The sequence below is a fragment of the Microcoleus sp. CAWBG640 genome, from assembly GCF_020883015.1.
GTDB lineage: Bacteria > Cyanobacteriota > Cyanobacteriia > Cyanobacteriales > Microcoleaceae > Microcoleus > Microcoleus anatoxicus.
Genome location: NZ_JAHRFC010000089.1, coordinates 1 through 17,508 on the forward strand (window position 1 = coordinate 1; position 17,508 = coordinate 17,508).

A 17,508-nucleotide genomic window follows, 5' to 3' on the forward strand; every position below is an offset into this window, starting at 1 on the left:
TGTAGGTGCTGGTTCGTTCCAAACCCTGGTAACAGCGGTGCAAGTGGCTAATTTGGTAGACGCCCTCAAAAGTCCGGGCCCTTTCACTGTTTTTGCACCCAATGACGACGCCTTTGCCAAGTTGCCGCCCGGAACTATCACCACTTTAGTACAGAACGTTCCCCAACTGAGCCGGATTCTGATGTTTCACGTTGTCTCTGGCAAGTTTATGAAGGCTGATTTGGCAAAACTCGGTTCTGTCACTTCCCTGGAAGGTTCACCGATTAAAATTGATTGCTCAGACGGTTTTGAGGTAAAAAATGCTACTGTTGTCGCTGCCGATATCGAAGCTGATAACGGTGTGATCCACGTCATAGATACCGTAATTTTAATGGGATAGTTTCGTCCTCACGCCCAGCCACCGGAGTGAAGCAGGTGTTTTGTGCTGTTGCTTCGCTCCCGCTAGAGTGGGACGATCGCATATGTTGAAGCAAGAAGCAAGAAGGCTCCCTTCCTCTTCCCTAGGGGTCAACTGGCTGAGGATAAAAATAAGTTAGAAGGAAAATGCCAGAACATCAATGCTTTGAGCACTGCAAAACCTCCTAACTGCCTTGGCGTTTGCTATACTGTTTTTTTTAAAGGTAGAATGCAGGATAAGTATCAAAAATTTGTATTGTTGTCAAATATATTTAACCATTTTTGTTGAAAAAAATTTGATAATCAATCAACATAACATCAGCAAATCAGTGTAATCAGCACTATGCAAATCCTAGCCGCCAGCCTCAAAGCAAAAGTCCGCCAGCGTACCTTGGAAGTGCAAGTTTTTAAGGAACTGACTGCTAAAGTGCAATTAGCTTTCGGTGCTGAGGAAATTTGGTCTGCTGGTATCGAATATCTAGGGCGCTTGATTCCCACAGAAGCGATCGCTATTTTGACCCATTCGGACGATCGCATCTACTGTCAAAACTCAGCGCCGTTAACTGAAGCAACAACATCGGAAATTGAGTCTCGCTTGCTGGAGGCTCGCACTCAATGGCTGGGAGGAAATCGCGATTGGGCGCACAATCTGGAACACCCCCCAATTGTTGAGTTGAAATCTGTGTTAATGGCTCCGGTGATGCTCGATGAAAGCACAGAATTTTTGGGAGTGTTGTTCATCGGTGCAGTGGCGGCGAAGGTTTTTGATTTCGATCGCCTGTGCTTGCTCCATACGACTGCTCACATCTGTTCCCAAGCATGGGTAAATTTATCTAAACAGCAAAATTTAGAGGTATCAGCGAGTAAGAATTTTCCGCTAGATTTGTCCTCACAAAATCAACAACTATTGCTGCGAAGTTTGATTGACGCTACCCCGGACAGAGTTTTTGCCAAAGATCGAAATTTTAGATACATTTTAGTCAATCAAAGCTTTGCTGACTACTTAGGTAAAACCGTTGCCGAAATTATTGGCAAAGATGATATTGAATTAGGATTTTCGGAAACAGTAGTATTTGGCGATCGCGATGGCGGAATTAGAGGCTGGCGCGAAGACGATCGAGCCGCACTCGCCGGAGAAACAATTCACAATCCTGACACCCCCATCGCCTTTACTAACGGCAAACAGCACATCTTTGATACCCAAAAACTGCCTGTCTATGATGCTGCGGGAAATGTATTCGCAGTTTTGGGTTTTTCTCGCCAGATTACAGAATCCTCCACAGCAGATCGAGCTAGACATGAAAGCCAAGCCCAATTACAAAAAATTACGGCTAATATACCCGGTACGTTGTATCAAGTTGATTTGCATCCCGATGGCTCCCTGGCTTTCTCTTTTTTGAGTGCAGGTTGTCTAGACTTGTATGAAATTGAACCTATTGCTGCTCAGCAAGATATTCAGATAATTGTTGACTTAATTCATCCTGAAGATCGAGATGAATTTGTCAATTCAGTGATCCTGGCTGCTGAAAATTTGCAGCCTTGGCGCTGGGAAGGCAGAATTGTCACCCCCTCTGGAAAACTTAAATGGATTCGAGGGGATGCACATCCTGAAGTCCAAGAGTCTGGGGCTATGCTTTATTACGGTTTGTTTCTCGATGTTAGCGGACGAAAACAAGCTGAATTGAAGCTGCAACTATATCAAGAAATATTTTTAAAATCCAATGATGCGATCGCAATTATCGACCCCCAAGGATATTATTGGGAAAGAAATCTAGCTCACAAGGTTTTGCTGGGCTACAGCGAATCAGCATTGGGACGAGAAACGCCGGCAGTCCACTTAGGAGAAGACACCTTTGCATCGATTTTGGAAAGCTTAGCTTTCACCGGAAGCTATCGAGGTGAAATTACCTGTTGTAAGACTGTGGAAGCGGGAACTGTGGAGGTGGAACTTTCGGCTTTTTCTGTGGTAAATGAGAGTAACAATGTAGTTTGTTACGTGACTGTCAACAGAGATATCACTGAACGCAAGCGGGATGAGGAAAGACTCAAACTTTACCGACAAATATTTTTAAACTCCAACGATGCGATCGTGATTATTGATGCTGATGGGTTTTTTATCGAACAAAATTGCGCTCACCAATCTCTCCTAGAATATACCGATGACGAATTAGAAACAGAAACGCCTCGACAGATTACCGGGGAGCGATTTGGGGAAATTGCCAAAAGTTTAAGTCAAAATGGAACTTTTAGGGGTGAAACTACCAATTTCACTAAAAATGGGAGAAATTTAGCGCTCGATGTAGCTGCATATTCTGTGATTAATGATGGTGGCGATGTCATTTGTCATGTTTGTGTCAAACGCGACATTACTGAACGGAAAAGAGCAGAAGAGGAACGCCAAAAATTTGTTTCGCTCATTGAAAACAGCAGCGATTTTATCGCCATGGCTACCCTGGAAGGGCAAACATTGTTTGTCAACGAAGCTGGACGGCGACTGGTGGGTTTGGAAAATATTTCTCAAGCTCTCTATACAGAGATTTGGGATTATATCGGTGCTGGTTTTCAACAGAAGTTTATTCAAGAGATTTTGCCAAAAATTCGCACTCAGGGACAGTGGCAAGGAGAAGGTATACTGCAACATTTACACAGCGGTAAACGGTTTGATGCTTTGATGAACGTTTTTCTGGTGAAACACCCGAAGAACAGAGAACCACTGTGTTTTGCTACGGTAATTCGCGATGTCACTGAACGAAAAAAAGCCGAAAGAATGCTCCGGCAACAAGCAGAACAGGAACGGTTGGTGTCGGCGGTGGCTCAGCGGGTTCGCCAGTCTCTTAACCTCACTCAAACTCTTAACACTGCTGTCCAAGAAATTCGACAATTACTAGCAACTGACCGCACTGTAATTTACCGTTTTGAATCAAATAAAACCGGAGTGGTGGTGGTTGAATCCGTCGGCAATGATTGGATGCCCATGCTGGGCATAAAGCTTCTAGAGAATTGTTTTGGTGAGAGTTACAAAGCGATGTATATGGCGGGGAAAATTCAAGCTATTGAAGATATTTATACTGCTCAATTGAGTGAAACTCATCGGGCTTTTCTGGCTACTTTGCAAGTAAGGGCTAATTTAGTAGTCCCGATTTTTATCGCTGATGAAAAGCAAGACTTGAACACACAAGTCTTTTCTAAAAATCCCCAGACTGGCTTGCAGGAAGGGATTTTAGAAACGAGTCAAAATCGATTGTGGGGATTGCTGGTTGCTCACCAGTGCAGCGATTGTCGCGCTTGGACTGATTCTGAGGTGGATTTGTTGGGCAGATTGAGCGTACAGTTGGCGATCGCCATTCAGCAATCTACTCTGTTTGAACAAGCCCAACAAGCACGGGAAGCTGCACTGGAAGCGTCTCGGATGAAGTCGCTATTTTTAGCCAATATGAGTCACGAAATTCGGACTCCCATGAATGGGGTGATGGGAATGACCGATCTCCTATTGAAAACTAATCTGACTCCCGAACAACTTGACTTTATGCAGACATTGAAAGTTAGTGGTCAAAATCTGCTCTCAATCATTAATGATATTCTTGACCTCTCGAAACTAGAAGCAGGAGAAATGCGATTGGAAACTCTAGGATTTAATGTCAGTATCTGTCTGGAGGAAGTCTTGGAGTTGTTGGCAACTCCTGCACAACAAAAAGGTATAGAATTGGTAGCTTTGATTGACAGAGATGTACCGCTACAAATTAAAGGTGATGCGGTACGTCTGCGTCAAATTCTTACTAATTTGGTAAATAATGCTATTAAATTTAGCGAAGGAGGAGAAGTCATGATTGAGGTTTCTCTTTCCAGTCAAAAAGGTTTATTGACGACCAGGATTCCCCAAAAAAGCCAGGAAATACAACCGTTAATCTTGGGGATAGAAAGACAACAATATTTGATATTTAAAGTTAAAGATAGTGGAATCGGAATTAATCCAGAAGACCTAAACAAGCTATTTCAATCCTTTACTCAAGTTGATGCTTCTACTACTAGAAAATATGGAGGTACTGGTTTGGGACTGGCAATTTCCAAGCAGTTGGTTGAGTTGAGTGGCGGTGAAATTGGTGTGGAAAGTACCCCCGGTGCTGGTTCGACTTTTTGGTTTAGTTTGCCGGCTATTAAGGAGATGGTAACTAATACCGCGACGGCTTCGGAAGTGAATTTGCAAAAAATGCTGGCGGGTAAAAAAATCTTGGTGGCTAGCGATAAGTCGCCTGTGCGAGAAATGCTGCGGAGAATGACTGTGGTTTGGGGAATGGAAGTTCAGGAAGCTGATAGTGGCTGGATGGCGATCGCCTCTTTGTACAAAGCTATCAGCCAAAATATCCCCATTGATATTGCTTTGGTTGATATTCAGTTGCCGGAAATGCTCACAGGAAGCCTGGAACGCTTAATTATTTCTGAGTCAGCAATGCAGCAAACTAAGTGGGTAGTTTTGACTTCTGTGGTTCAGATAGAAGAGGCAAAACGCTTATTGAATACCGGTTTTAGTGGTTACTTAATTAAACCTGTCAAAACTCATCGGGTGTTGGAATGTTTGGTAAAGGCGATCGCTCCTGATGCGGTAGTGAAGGAAGAGGAGGCCAATTCGACTGTCACAGGTACTGTCGATGGAGAATTAGTTGCTAACCAACAGGAGTTAGCTAACTTGAAGATTTTGTTGGTGGAAGATACTCCTATTAATCAAAAAGTTTGTCTGAATCAACTGAGAGTTTTGGGAGGTGCTGCGGATGTGGCTAATAACGGCGAAGAGGCTTTATCTATGGTGGCGCTCCAGAAGTATGATATTGTGTTAATGGATTGCCAAATGCCAGTTTTAGACGGTTATGAAGCTACGGCTCGATTGCGTGGCCTGGAAGCCGCAGCCATTGGCTCTGGTGAGATGCAGCCACACCAACAGACAGTGGTGATTGCGATGACTGCCAATGCTTTGAAGGGCGATCGAGAAAAGTGTCTGGCCGCTGGCATGGATGATTATATCAGCAAGCCAATTTCGATGGAAAAGTTAAAAGCTGTACTAGAAAAATGGTCTGCTCAGTTAAGAATTAAGTATCAAATATCTAATATTGACAATTCACCGACTTATGCTGAGGAGCTAAAAACAGATATCAAACTCGATCTAGAATCTTTAGTAGATGTCGAACATTTGCACGAAATTACTGGGGCTGATTTAGAGTTTGAACGGGAGATATTAGAAGCTTTTGTGGTTGATACTAGCAATTATTTAGAATCTGCTAAACAAGCCCTCGCCGCGGGAAATGCCGAAGCCCTAGGGCGCTATGCTCACCAAATTAAGGGTGTCAGCGCTACGGCTGCGGTGCGGTTAATGCCTGAGATTGCTGCCCAACTTCAACATCGCGCCGAATCACAGCCAGAGGATGTCGAAGGCGCTGCTTCCCTGATTGCTGAATTAGAGGTGATTCTGGCTGGTTTTCAAAAGCTCAGTGCTGTCAATGGATTTTAGATCTTAAATCTTAGCATCTATCGGGTCAGCCACTATGAGCTGCCACTACAAGAGAATGAAACAGCCCTGCCTCACGCGGGAGTTTATGTAAATTTTTTTAAAGTTTAATCAATATTTTTATTTATATGTCAAGAGATTTGACAGTCTTATAACGTCTTGTGTGTTGTAGCGCTGGACACTACTCTTTTCAGTTATTGTGGTCAAATATAAAATAATCATTAAGTTGATCGCTCTTAAGGTGCTTTTCGTCTATCGGCTCCAAACACGAAGACCAACTTCTCGTTATGCCCGCCCATCTAAGGGGTATTCACCCTCAAGGAGATTTTATGACTCCAGTCATGTTACGTCAACTCTGGTCAGTAATTGAAACCAGCCAAGCCACTCTGTTGGTAACTTTGGATGATGCCACCTTGGTACAGTGGTTACTCAAACAGTTGAAGATGAACTCTGCGCTTAATGGTAAAGAAGCAGATGTGTTAGATGAGTACATCCAGTCTCGGCTTTCTCTCATCCGCGATTTAGCAGAGCAGCGACTAGCCCCTGAGCTATTGTGATTCTCTTGAATCGGGATCGTATAAATATTACCGGGAAAGGGGGCGATCACTCCTCAAGCCAAAAAAATCACCAGCGGGTTGTCCCTGGGCTAGCGCTGTGCAATTCCGGGCGCAAACAGCCGATTCTGAAGCTAGAATTTTCAGTGATAGCAAATCCCGGTGATGCACCGCCTTTTTGGTCGATCGCGCTAATTTATCCACCCTCTCATCCTGGATAAATCGGGGTTCTTAACGCAAATTTAGTATGAGGTGCGATCGACCACAGTTATCGTCAGCGACAAGGTACGATTGTCAGGAAAGCGTTCTACTAAAACCTATGCGTAAATGGAAATTTCTGTTGTGGGCAACTATGTTAATGGTGTTACCATTGACAGCTTGTAGGGATCGATCGCTACAAACAGGACAAACACCACAAACCGGACAAGCAGCACAAACAACTGCTACCGAAGGCAAATCGCAACAAGGGCCAAGTCGGATAGATACGATTCTGAGTCGTGGAAAACTAATTTGTGGAGTCAGTGGCCAACTACCGGGTTTTAGCTTTGTAGATGAAAAGGGTAAATATTCAGGATTAGATGTAGATGTATGCAGGGCGATCGCGGCCGCAATATTTGACGATCCTGAGAAAGTAGAATACCGCAATCTCAACGCCAAAGAAAGATTTACAGTTTTGCAAGCGGGGGAAATAGACATTCTCAGTCGCAACACTACCTACACAGTCAGTCGCGACAGCACCACCGGGCTCGAATTTGCCCCTGTCATCTTTTATGACTCTCAAAGCATCATGGTCAAAAAAGACAGCGGTATTAAGAGTTTAAAAGATTTTGCAGGTAAATCCATCTGCGTCCAAACAGGTACAAGTACCGAACAAAACTTATCCGACCAAATGCGAAAATTGGGAGTTAAATACACTCCAGTCGTTTTTGAAGATGTGAATGCTACCTTTGCTACCTATCAAGAAGGCCGCTGTCAGGGAGTCACAGCCGATCGATCGCAACTTGTATCCAAACGCACCACTCTACCCAATTCCGAAAACAACGTGATTTTGCCAGAAGTGATGTCAAAAGAACCTTTAGCCCCAGCCGTAAAAAGCGGCGATCCTAAATGGTCAGATGCGGTAAGGTGGATCATTTTTGCAGCGATAGAAGCGGAAGATTTGGGAATTAATTCGACAAATGTAGACCAAATTGTAGCCAGCAGTACAGACCCCAACGTCAAACGTTTGCTAGGAAAAGAAGGAGATTTGGGTAAAGGTTTAGGACTCCCGAACGATTACGCCGCTCGCATTGTGAAAAAAGTGGGCAATTATGGCGAAATGTACGATCGCAATATCGGGCCCAAAAGTACACTCAAACTAGACCGGGGTCAAAACAAACTCTGGAAAGATGGAGGTTTGATGTACTCGCCACCGTTCCGTTAATTTTTGTCAGTTATTGGTTATTGGTTAGTTGTTATTGGTTAGTTGTTATTGGTTATTAGTCAGCAGTCATTAGTGATGAGTTATTGGTAAAATCACTAACAACTAACAACGAATAATCAATAACCCTTAGACTGCGCGGTTCCTGCCCTTCGACTCCGCTCAGGAACCGCGGAGTCGAAGGGCAAGGCATCGCGAATAACCCTTCGACTGCGTGAGCGACGCAGCCAATAACAAATAACCCTTAATATCAAATCCTGTCTTCATCTGAATAATTCATCTCTCTATTCTCTTCCTCTGTGTCCTCTGTGTTCTCTGCGGTTAAATCATTCCGATGCAACGGTCAACAATATAACCCATAAAAAACAACAAATAACAAACAACAAACAACAAATAACTAATATGATTAAACTGCTCAGAGACGATCGGTTTTGGAAAATTGCTGGACAGGCGATCGCCCTAATTTTAGTAATAATTTTAGGCGCAATTTTATGGGACAATCTCAGCGCCAATTACTCACAACTAGGCATCGCTTTCGGATTTGACTTTCTCAATTCCCAAGCATCCTTTGATATTGGTGAAAAAGTAATTGCCTACAATCCAGAAAATAATTATAAACAAGCTTATTTGGTCGGCTTAGTTAACTCATTGCGAGTGATGGTAATTGGTATAGTTCTAGCAACCATTGCAGGTTTGACTGTAGGAATCTCGCGGCTTTCTGAAAACTGGTTGCTGCGAAGTTTAGCAGGATTATATGTAGAAATTATCCGCAATACACCGTTGTTGCTGCAATTGTTTTTTTGGTATTTTGCAGTGTTCATTTCGCTACCAAAGCTGGAAGAAAATCAGCAGATGAGTGGCCCGGTATACTTGACAAATCGCGGTATTGCACTGCCTTGGCTGGCGACTTTGCCTGGTTTTGAAATTTGGTTGATTTTGCTAACTATCGGAGTTTTGGGGGCGGCTCTTCTGTGGCAGTGGCGCGCCCGCGTTATGATAGAACAAGCGCAGCCAGGAAGACAGTTGCTTTGGGCATTAGGTGCGATCGCTTTGAGTGCAATCTCAGCTTTGATTATTACCAAAAATCTGCCTTTTCGCTTAGATGTTCCCCGCCTCACGCCAGAATTGCAACTGGAAGGAGGATTGAAATTAACTCCAGAATTTGCAGCCCTAGTGACAGGACTCAGCTTGTATACTGGCAGTTACATTGCCGAAATTGTCCGCGCCGGAATTCAATCAGTCCCAAGAGGGCAGATGGAAGCAGCGAAGTCTTTGGGATTGAAATCTGGAACCATGATGCGGTTGGTAATTTTGCCTCAAGCTTTGCGGGTAATTATTCCGCCGTTAACCAGCCAGTATTTGAATTTAGCTAAGAATTCTAGTTTAGCAGTGGCGATCGCCTATCCCGACGTTTACTTTGTGGTGGCTTCCCCAACCCTGAATCAAACCGGAAGGGCGATCGAAGCCATGTTAATTATCATGGTAACATATCTCACTATTAGCTTAATCATTTCTCTGTTCATGAATTGGTACAATCAAACTGTACAACTCAAGGAAAGATAAAGTTTAATAAGAGTTGAGCTTTTTAATCGCTCGTACAAGGAGAAACCGAATGGCATACAGTGATTTTAGTTTAGCAAAAGTATCTAAAACTTTTGATTTTAAAGTTTTAGATAAAATTAATATGTTTTCTGATATAGCCGAGTTAGAAAGTAGTAGCTTTTTAGAAGAAACACTTCTATATACCGTGCCGTTAGCTATTAGCAGTAACACAGAAAAAGCTCGCTCGGAAATGATAATCGCACCGATTTTGATCGAGTTGAGAAAACAGTTTAATTCTGAGATTAGCTTTTTTTCGGGAATTGACTTTACAATTGATGCCGAACAAGGATTAAATGGAAATTGCGATTTTCTAATTAGTCGTTCTCCCGAATTATTAATTCTTACCGCACCAGTAATTATTATTGTGGAAGCTAAAAAAGAAAATATTAATGGCGGTTTGGGACAGTGCGTAGCAGAAATGTTGGCAGCTAGAATATTTAACGAACGTGAAGGCAACCAGATTTCGACAATTTATGGTGCTGTTACTAGCGGCACTAACTGGAGATTTTTAAAACTAAAAGAACAAGTGATTGAAATTGACTTGAAAGAATATTTTTTGAACGACATAAAAAAAATATTAGGAATTTTAGCAAGTGCAATTAGAAGTTAACTAAATAACAACTAACAACCTATGGAAACAATACCTATACTTCCGCCCCCAGCCACTGAATCGCCCACCCCTTGGAATTGGGCTCGTAAAAATTTATTTAGTACCTGGTACAACAGCATTTTGACAGTGATTTGTCTAATTGTTAGTTTCCAAGTCATTACCGGAATTATCGTTTGGGCAACTACAAAAGCTCAATGGCGGGTATTAGAAGCTAATTTGCCTCTATTTTTTGTGGGCAGATTTCCCAGCGAATCCTATTGGCGGCTGTGGATAGTAACCGGAATAATTACCTTGCTAGCAGGCTTAACTTGGGGAAACATTCAGCGCCAAGAAAGGCTGTGGAATCCGCCATTATTGATTTTACTCGGTGCTGGGGTTGTCGGTGCGGTAATTTCGCCGATCGACCTTACCTCCCGCCTCTACTTGCTAGGAGATATTATCATAGCCGCTGCCAGCTATTTTGTGGGTAGACAAATGAACCCCAACCCCCCCTCGCCCCCACCGACCATTTTCCGTCATTTCAGGCATTGGGGCAACCACGGGGGGATTGCCCCTACAAAGAATGAAACAGCCCTGCCCTCGCCCCCCCTTAGCAAGGGGGGGTTGGGGGGGGTTAACTGGATTCCCGCAGCTTGGGCTGTTTCATTCCCAGTAATTTTGTGGTTAATTAAAGGCGGTTTAGGCTTGACAGAAGTCTCGACAAATGATTGGGGAGGTTTAGTATTGACGCTGTTTTTAGCAGTAATTAGTATAGTGCTTTCTTTTCCTTTGGGAGTATTGCTAGCCCTAGGCAGACAAAGCTCTTTACCAGTTGTAAAACTTTTATCCACATTATACATTGAAATTATTCGGGGTTTGCCGTTAATTGGCATTTTGTTTTTAGGTCAAGTCATGCTGCAACTATTCTTGCCGCCAGAATATCCCAAATTAGATAGAGTCATTAGAGCCATTGCTGGATTAACATTATTTAGTGCAGCATACTTAGCTGAAAACGTGCGCGGTGGTTTGCAGGCAGTACCCAGAGGACAAATAGAAGCAGCAAGGGCGATCGGGCTCAATACACCTTTACTCACACTCTTAATTGTACTCCCTCAAGCATTGCGAACCGTCATTCCGGCGATCGGCGGACAATTCATCGGATTATTCATGGACACCTCCCTACTTTCCCTATTCGGAATGTTAGAATTAATCGGTATATCCCGCGCAGTTTTAGCAAATCCATCCTATATTGGCAGGTACGCCGAAGTTTACATATTCATAGGCATTATCTATTGGGTATTTTGTTACTCAATGTCTCTAGCCAGCCGCAAAATAGAGCGAAGTTTGGGAGTAGGTCAGCGGTAAATATTTATCTGCGTTCATCCGCGTGTATCAGCTAGCATCAGCGGTTAAAAAATAAAAAAAATTATGGAAACTCAGCAAACAAGCCCAGAACCAGTAATCATTGCAGAAAGCGTCCACAAATGGTACGGACAATTTCACGTACTGCGCGGTGTCAGCATGAACGTCAACCGAGGCGAAGTCGTCGTCGTCATGGGTCCATCCGGTTCGGGAAAATCCACATTTATTCGCACCTTTAACGCCTTAGAAGAATACCAACAAGGTAAAATTACGATCGACGGTATCGAACTTTCCCACGATTTACGCAACATCGAAACAATTCGCCGGGAAGTAGGAATGGTATTTCAGCAATTCAACCTGTTTCCCCATCTATCAGTATTGCAAAACGTCATGCTAGCCCCCGTCTGGGTGCGCCGCTGGCCGAAGAAAAAAGCTGAAGAAATAGCCATGCAACTGTTAGAAAGAGTCGGGATTTTGTCGCAAGCACAAAAATATCCGGGACAACTTTCTGGGGGACAACAGCAGCGGGTAGCAATTGCCCGTTCTTTGGCGATGCAGCCTAAAATCATGCTGTTTGACGAACCGACATCAGCATTAGATCCAGAAATGGTACGAGAAGTTTTAGATGTGATGCGAAATTTAGCTAAAACAGGAATTACAATGGTAGTGGTGACTCACGAAGTCGGGTTTGCCCGTGAAGTTGCCGATCGCATTGTGTTAATGGATGGCGGAGTTTTAGTCGAAGAAGCAGACCCAGAAGAGTTTTTTCAGAATCCCAAAGAAGAACGTACCCGGAAGTTTTTATCTCAGATATTATAAATTGGGAATTGGGCATCGGGCATTAGGAATAGGACATTGATGTCAAATTAACATACAAACAATATTCCGTCATGGGTTGAAACCCCTACCTCAAAGTTAAATTCCTATTAAGATAACCAATAACCAATAACTAATAACTAATGATTTCAAAAACTCTGCCGCTAGTTAAAGATGCAGAACGCTTGGAAAGCCGCCTCAAAGAAATTCCTGCCGTACCTGGTGTATATTTAATGCGAGATGAGAGCGATCGCATCCTTTACATTGGCAAATCAAAAAAACTCAGAAACCGCGTCCGTTCCTATTTTCGCGAAAGCCAAAATCTCAGTCCCCGCATCGCCATGATGGTGCAACAAGTCCGCGAAATAGAATTCATCGCCACCGATACAGAAGCCGAAGCTTTAGCATTAGAAGCAAACCTTGTCAAGCAGCACCAACCTTACTTTAATGTCCTCCTCAAAGATGATAAAAAATATCCCTATTTGTGCATAACTTGGTCGGAAGAATACCCGCGCATTTTCATCACCCGCAAACGCCGCGCAGGTAACGCCAAAGACCGCTACTACGGCCCCTACGTCGATACAGGCGCGCTACGGAGTACGCTGCATTTAATCAAGCGGATTTTCCCCCTGCGACAGCGCCCTCAACCCCTCTTTAAAGACCGTCCTTGTTTAAACTACGATATCGGCCGCTGCGTGGGCGTGTGTCAAGGGTTAGTGTCTGCGGAAGATTATCGCAAAATCATCCAAAAAGTAGCGATGATTTTTCAGGGAAGGACTCAGGAATTAGTGGATCTGCTGGAGTCACAAATGGAACAAGCAGCCACAGATTTAAACTTTGAAATTGCGGCGCGAATTCGAGACCAAATTAAAGGTTTGCAGTCTTTGAGTGCAGGTCAAAAAGTATCTTTACCTGATGATACTGTTTCCAGAGATGCGATCGCCCTGGCTGCGGACACCCAGCACGCTTGCATTCAACTATTCCAAATTCGTGCCGGTCAATTAGTCGGAAGATTGGGATTTATGGCAGAGATTCCGCCCCAACCCGCCCTTGCAAAGGGAGGGCAAGAGTTGTTTCAATCTTCTCTTTCCTCCCCCCCTTACCAACAGGGAGAACCAGGCGGGGTAGAAGCTGGAGCGATTTTGCAGCGGGTATTGGAGGAACATTATCAAAATGTTGAATCTGTAGAAATTCCCAGCGAAATTTCAGTGCAATATGACTTGCCAGAAGGGGAAATTCTAGCAGATTGGTTGAGCAACCGCAAGGGGCGAAAAGTGACGATTTTGACACCCCAGCGGCAAACCAAGGCAGAGTTAATTGAGATGGTAGAACGCAATGCTGAGTATGAATTGGCAAGAATGCAAAGATTGAGCGATCGCAATTCTCAAGCCATGCAAGATTTAGCAGAAATTCTCGATTTGCCCGAAATTCCCCACCGCATTGAAGGTTATGATATTTCTCACATTCAAGGTTCTGATGCGGTAGCTTCCCGCGTCGTATTTATTGACGGTTTACCAGCCAATCAACACTACCGCCACTACAAAATTAAGAATCCTGAAATAAAATCAGGTCATTCGGACGATTTTGCTAGTTTAGCAGAAGTTCTTGGTCGCCGCTTTCGAGGGAAGAAGGAATCCCCTCCCAAGGGAAGGATAGAAGAAGAACCCACCCCTACCCCCACCAAGGGAGGATTGAAGAAGGAAGAAATAAGCAGTTTATCTACAGTTGATAATGAGATTGTTGACAAACCAGACTTAATAATGATAGACGGAGGGAAAGGTCAACTTTCAGCAGTGGTAGCAGTTTTGCGAGAGATGAATTTGCTAGAAGAGTTGCGTGTTGTGAGTTTAGCAAAGCAGCGAGAAGAGATATTTCTGCCTGGGGAATCTTTGCCCCTGCCCACTGATGCCGAACAGCCTGGGGTACAATTATTACGTCGGGTGCGGGATGAAGCCCACAGATTTGCAGTCAGTTTTCACAGAGAACAAAGAAGTGGGAGAATGAAGCGATCGCGACTTGATGAAATTTCCGGTTTGGGACACCACCGACAAAAACAATTATTAGCGCATTTTCGGTCGATCGACTATCTGCGCTTAGCTACACCCGAACAATTGACGGAAGTACCTGGAATTGGCCCGCGTCTAGCACAACAAATTTACGATTATTTTCACCCCTAAATTTTCCCAACAACCATAAAATTCCCTTAGAGCCCCGACTTATTGAAGAAGTTGGGGTTTTTGATATTCTATTTTCACCAATCCGATCCGGATTTAACTGCAACTCAAACGTATGGGGCAAAAAGGAACCGATCACCAACAAATAGCTTTAAATTCCTGCGTCTTACCCATGAATTCTCAAACTTCTACCAAAACCTTTAATCAGCAAAAGCGATCCGATCCGCCAATGCTGTGGATAGTTGCGATTTTAGGGTCTGTTTTTTTACATGGACTGGTTTTCTGGATCTTACGCCTGAGCATAATTCGCTCTCAGATTGTACCAGAAAGTCGATCGGCTGCTGTCAATTTAATTGAAATTACCCCATCTCAAAAATCTCCTGAACCCAAGCCAGCCAATATAAATAAAGTACGAACTTCGCCGCCAGTTTCAAAACAAATAGTTGCAAAAAAGTCCATACTTGTGGCTAATGATGTACCTAAAAAAATCACCAAATCCACACCCACTGCTTTAAAATCGGCAAATATTTCCAAAAATCAGGACAAAATCACCAGAACTCCACCAGCCAAACGCAATAATTTAAAAATTAGAAAAACTCCCAAACCCTTAAAGAAAATCCCATCGTTTACTGCTGTGAGAACATTAAAAAATAAGCAGGTAAAACAGCCAGTACCTAGGCATTATTCCGTTAAAATACCCTTAAATAAATCACAAATTGTGCTCAAGCCTGTGGTGGCTTCAAAGTCTCAATCTAAATCAATTGCTGTTGTGGCTAAACCAGAAATTAAATCCCAATCTAAACCCAAATCAATTGTTGCTGTGGCTAAAACTACAATGAAGCCCCAGTCACAACCCCAATCAATTGTTGCTGTGGCTAAAACTAGAAAGAAAGCCCAGTCACAAACCCAATCAAGCGTTGCTGTGGCTAAACCGGGAATTAAAGTTCAGTCAAAACCTCCATCAATTGTTCCAGTGCCTAAGATTGCCATTAAATTTAATTCAAAACCTCCATCAATTGTGGGGGTAAATTCACCTAAGATTGAAGTTTATTCAAGCAATAAATCCAGATTTTACCCTAAAAATAATCAGAGAATTACTCAAGTTTTCAAAATTAAAAGAAATGCCAAAAATATTAAAATTATACCTCCATCATCTCAATTAGCAATTGCTCCAAAACCAATTGACAAGCAGACAAAAAAAACATCCATAGTTGCTAAAAAGCCTGTAACTCCACAGCATCCCCAACCTCAATCAATCACTGTTCAACAACCTCTAATTGAAACCCAGCCCCAACCTCAATCAATAGTTGCTCAAAATCCTGTAACTCAACAGCAGCCCCAACCCCAATCAATCACCGATCCTAAAAGTGTACAGGATCAAATACCAACATCAATAGTCGATCGCGCTCCTGTTGTTCAGGAGCGATCGACACCACCCGAATCCATAGTTTCTCAAGAGCCTATTGCTATTGTTCAGCCACGGCAAATACCCGCACCACCAATTTCTCCCGAATCTAATTCACAACCCATTGAGAAACCACCAATTTCTCCCGAATCTAATTCACAACCCATTGAGAAACCACCAATTTCTCCCGAATCTAATTCACAACCCATTGAGAAACCACCAATTTCTCCCGAATCTAATTCACAACCCATGGAGAAACCACCAATTTCTCCGGCCTCGATTCGGGAACCATTACCATATCCCAGACCGATCGCCTCTCCGAGCCCGATTCAGCAACCATTACCATATCCCAGACCGATCGCCTCTTCGAGCCCGATTCAGCAACCATTACCATATCCCAGACCGATCGCCTCTTCGAGCCCGATTCAGCAACCATTACCATATCCCAGACCGATCGCCTCTCCAGCCCCGATTCGGCAACCATTACCCTATCCCAGATCTCCACTGCCAAATCCTCGGCGATCGCCAGTCAAGGTTCCTCAGCCACCAGAAAGTTCTGGTGCGATCGCTACTTTAGATTTAAACAGTATCCGCGGCGGCAATAGGGACATCCCCGACCAACTAGCCAGACCGAGGCAAAATCAGAAACAGATCGATGTTTTGCAGATTGGTTCGTCGGTTGTAAGCTTGGACGTGTTTTTGCAAATTGACGATCGAGGGAGACTTGCTGCGATCGGTAATGTTAAAGCTAGTAGCAATCAAGGGTCATCGTCCGGCAAAAGCATTAATTTTGAGGCTTTAGCGAGACAACTGTTCCGAGACTGGGAATTTCAGCCTGCGCGATCGGGCGGCAAGCCAGTTTACTCCGAACTGTGGGTGAGAGTGACGATTAAGCCACTTTTCGGGAGGTTATAAAAAAACTTTCCAAAATCTCTTGCTATTTCCAGAACTTTACGGTATTGTTAAAAGCTGTGTGCGGGCATAGTTTAGTGGTAAAACTTTAGCCTTCCAAGCTAATTATGCGGGTTCGATTCCCGCTGCCCGCTTATATCTGTAAACAGCTAGAACCCTTGAAAAATCAAGGGTTTTTGCGTTTCTAGGGCTTAACGCCTGTGGTTAAACAAGGCGTTTTGGAGACAATTTGGAGACAAAGACGGGCTGTTAGGAAGCAAATTGGAGACAATTTGGAGACAAAATTGGAGACAAATTGGAGACAATCAAGTACCTAGCTCTGCCAATACCTCCAAAACTGCTTCCATATCAGCCAAGTCTGCCTTGGACTTTTTACGCCGTCCTTTTAACTGATTGAGCAAGTCGGCCGACTCTGGAAAATCTTGGCTGGCAATGACTGATTTTTGTCTGAGGTCGGAGAGTTCCGATCGCAGTTGGGTGCAAATTTCTTCCCGATCGTCCAACTCTTCCTGCAATTCATCCCACCGGGTTCTCTCGGTCTCAAGTTGCGATCGCACTTCTTGTAATTCTTGCCTGAGCTTATTAGTGACGAAGGTACTGGATTCTAGTAACGTGGCATAGTCAGTCTTTAGTTTCTGATTCTCAGCCTTTAAGCCCACATTCCGCACCCCCAACTGGCACATAGGCGGATTGAGGGGGTAAAAGTGAATCATCCGAGACCAAGCGTGAGTAAAAACACCCAAAAATCTCTGCAACGATCGCATCACGAGCGTTAGGAATT

10 protein-coding genes, 1 tRNA gene and 1 pseudogene are annotated in these 17,508 nt (G+C 43.7%); 11 read left to right on the top strand and 1 reads right to left on the bottom strand.

The window, feature by feature from the left end:
• From AAFP11_RS25780 to AAFP11_RS25830, 11 genes are all read left to right on the top strand, one after another.
• On the top strand, positions 1 to 379 hold a 379-nt coding region (locus AAFP11_RS25780), incomplete at its 5' end, for a fasciclin domain-containing protein (RefSeq protein WP_341739588.1).
• Positions 380 to 739: 360 nt separating this feature from the next.
• On the top strand, positions 740 to 5,896 hold the full coding sequence (locus AAFP11_RS25785; RefSeq protein WP_341739589.1) for a PAS domain S-box protein: 5,157 nt from the start codon (positions 740 to 742) through the stop codon (positions 5,894 to 5,896).
• A gap of 326 nt (positions 5,897 to 6,222) precedes the next feature.
• On the top strand, positions 6,223 to 6,450 hold the full coding sequence (locus tag AAFP11_RS25790; protein ID WP_341739590.1) for a hypothetical protein: 228 nt from the start codon (positions 6,223 to 6,225) through the stop codon (positions 6,448 to 6,450).
• Between the two features lie 316 nt (positions 6,451 to 6,766).
• Complete coding sequence (locus AAFP11_RS25795) at positions 6,767 to 7,870, top strand: amino acid ABC transporter substrate-binding protein (RefSeq protein ID WP_341739591.1); 1,104 nt, start codon at positions 6,767 to 6,769, stop codon at positions 7,868 to 7,870.
• Positions 7,871 to 8,269: 399 nt separating this feature from the next.
• Complete coding sequence (locus AAFP11_RS25800; protein ID WP_341739592.1) at positions 8,270 to 9,430, top strand: ABC transporter permease subunit; 1,161 nt, start codon at positions 8,270 to 8,272, stop codon at positions 9,428 to 9,430.
• Positions 9,431 to 9,479: 49 nt separating this feature from the next.
• On the top strand, positions 9,480 to 10,079 hold the full coding sequence (locus AAFP11_RS25805) for a hypothetical protein (RefSeq protein WP_340523483.1): 600 nt from the start codon (positions 9,480 to 9,482) through the stop codon (positions 10,077 to 10,079).
• Between the two features lie 21 nt (positions 10,080 to 10,100).
• Positions 10,101 to 11,423: an amino acid ABC transporter permease gene (locus AAFP11_RS25810; protein ID WP_341739593.1), complete on the top strand. Its 1,323-nt coding sequence runs from the start codon at positions 10,101 to 10,103 to the stop codon at positions 11,421 to 11,423.
• Positions 11,424 to 11,486: 63 nt separating this feature from the next.
• Complete coding sequence (locus tag AAFP11_RS25815) at positions 11,487 to 12,239, top strand: amino acid ABC transporter ATP-binding protein (protein WP_341739594.1); 753 nt, start codon at positions 11,487 to 11,489, stop codon at positions 12,237 to 12,239.
• Between the two features lie 140 nt (positions 12,240 to 12,379).
• Complete coding sequence (uvrC, locus tag AAFP11_RS25820) at positions 12,380 to 14,413, top strand: excinuclease ABC subunit UvrC (RefSeq protein ID WP_341739595.1); 2,034 nt, start codon at positions 12,380 to 12,382, stop codon at positions 14,411 to 14,413.
• 112 nt (positions 14,414 to 14,525) lie between these two features.
• On the top strand, positions 14,526 to 16,730 hold the full coding sequence (locus AAFP11_RS25825) for a hypothetical protein (RefSeq protein ID WP_341739596.1): 2,205 nt from the start codon (positions 14,526 to 14,528) through the stop codon (positions 16,728 to 16,730).
• A 60-nt stretch (positions 16,731 to 16,790) separates the two neighbouring features.
• Positions 16,791 to 16,861: transfer RNA gene (locus tag AAFP11_RS25830), tRNA-Gly, on the top strand.
• A 171-nt stretch (positions 16,862 to 17,032) separates the two neighbouring features.
• Here the strand turns inward: AAFP11_RS25830 and AAFP11_RS25835 are convergent.
• Positions 17,033 to 17,508: pseudogene (locus AAFP11_RS25835) on the bottom strand (hypothetical protein); the annotation flags it as partial.

Excerpts from the sequence above, each read along its gene's own strand:
- AAFP11_RS25785 (WP_341739589.1), top strand. The coding sequence starts at position 740 with ATGCAAATCCTAGCCGCCAGCCTCAAAGCAAAAGTCCGCCAGCGTACC.
- AAFP11_RS25790 (WP_341739590.1), top strand. The coding sequence starts at position 6,223 with ATGACTCCAGTCATGTTACGTCAACTCTGGTCAGTAATTGAAACCAGC.
- AAFP11_RS25795 (WP_341739591.1), top strand. The coding sequence starts at position 6,767 with ATGCGTAAATGGAAATTTCTGTTGTGGGCAACTATGTTAATGGTGTTA.
- AAFP11_RS25800 (WP_341739592.1), top strand. The coding sequence starts at position 8,270 with ATGATTAAACTGCTCAGAGACGATCGGTTTTGGAAAATTGCTGGACAG.
- AAFP11_RS25805 (WP_340523483.1), top strand. The coding sequence starts at position 9,480 with ATGGCATACAGTGATTTTAGTTTAGCAAAAGTATCTAAAACTTTTGAT.
- AAFP11_RS25810 (WP_341739593.1), top strand. The coding sequence starts at position 10,101 with ATGGAAACAATACCTATACTTCCGCCCCCAGCCACTGAATCGCCCACC.
- AAFP11_RS25815 (WP_341739594.1), top strand. The coding sequence starts at position 11,487 with ATGGAAACTCAGCAAACAAGCCCAGAACCAGTAATCATTGCAGAAAGC.
- uvrC (WP_341739595.1), top strand. The coding sequence starts at position 12,380 with ATGATTTCAAAAACTCTGCCGCTAGTTAAAGATGCAGAACGCTTGGAA.
- AAFP11_RS25825 (WP_341739596.1), top strand. The coding sequence starts at position 14,526 with ATGGGGCAAAAAGGAACCGATCACCAACAAATAGCTTTAAATTCCTGC.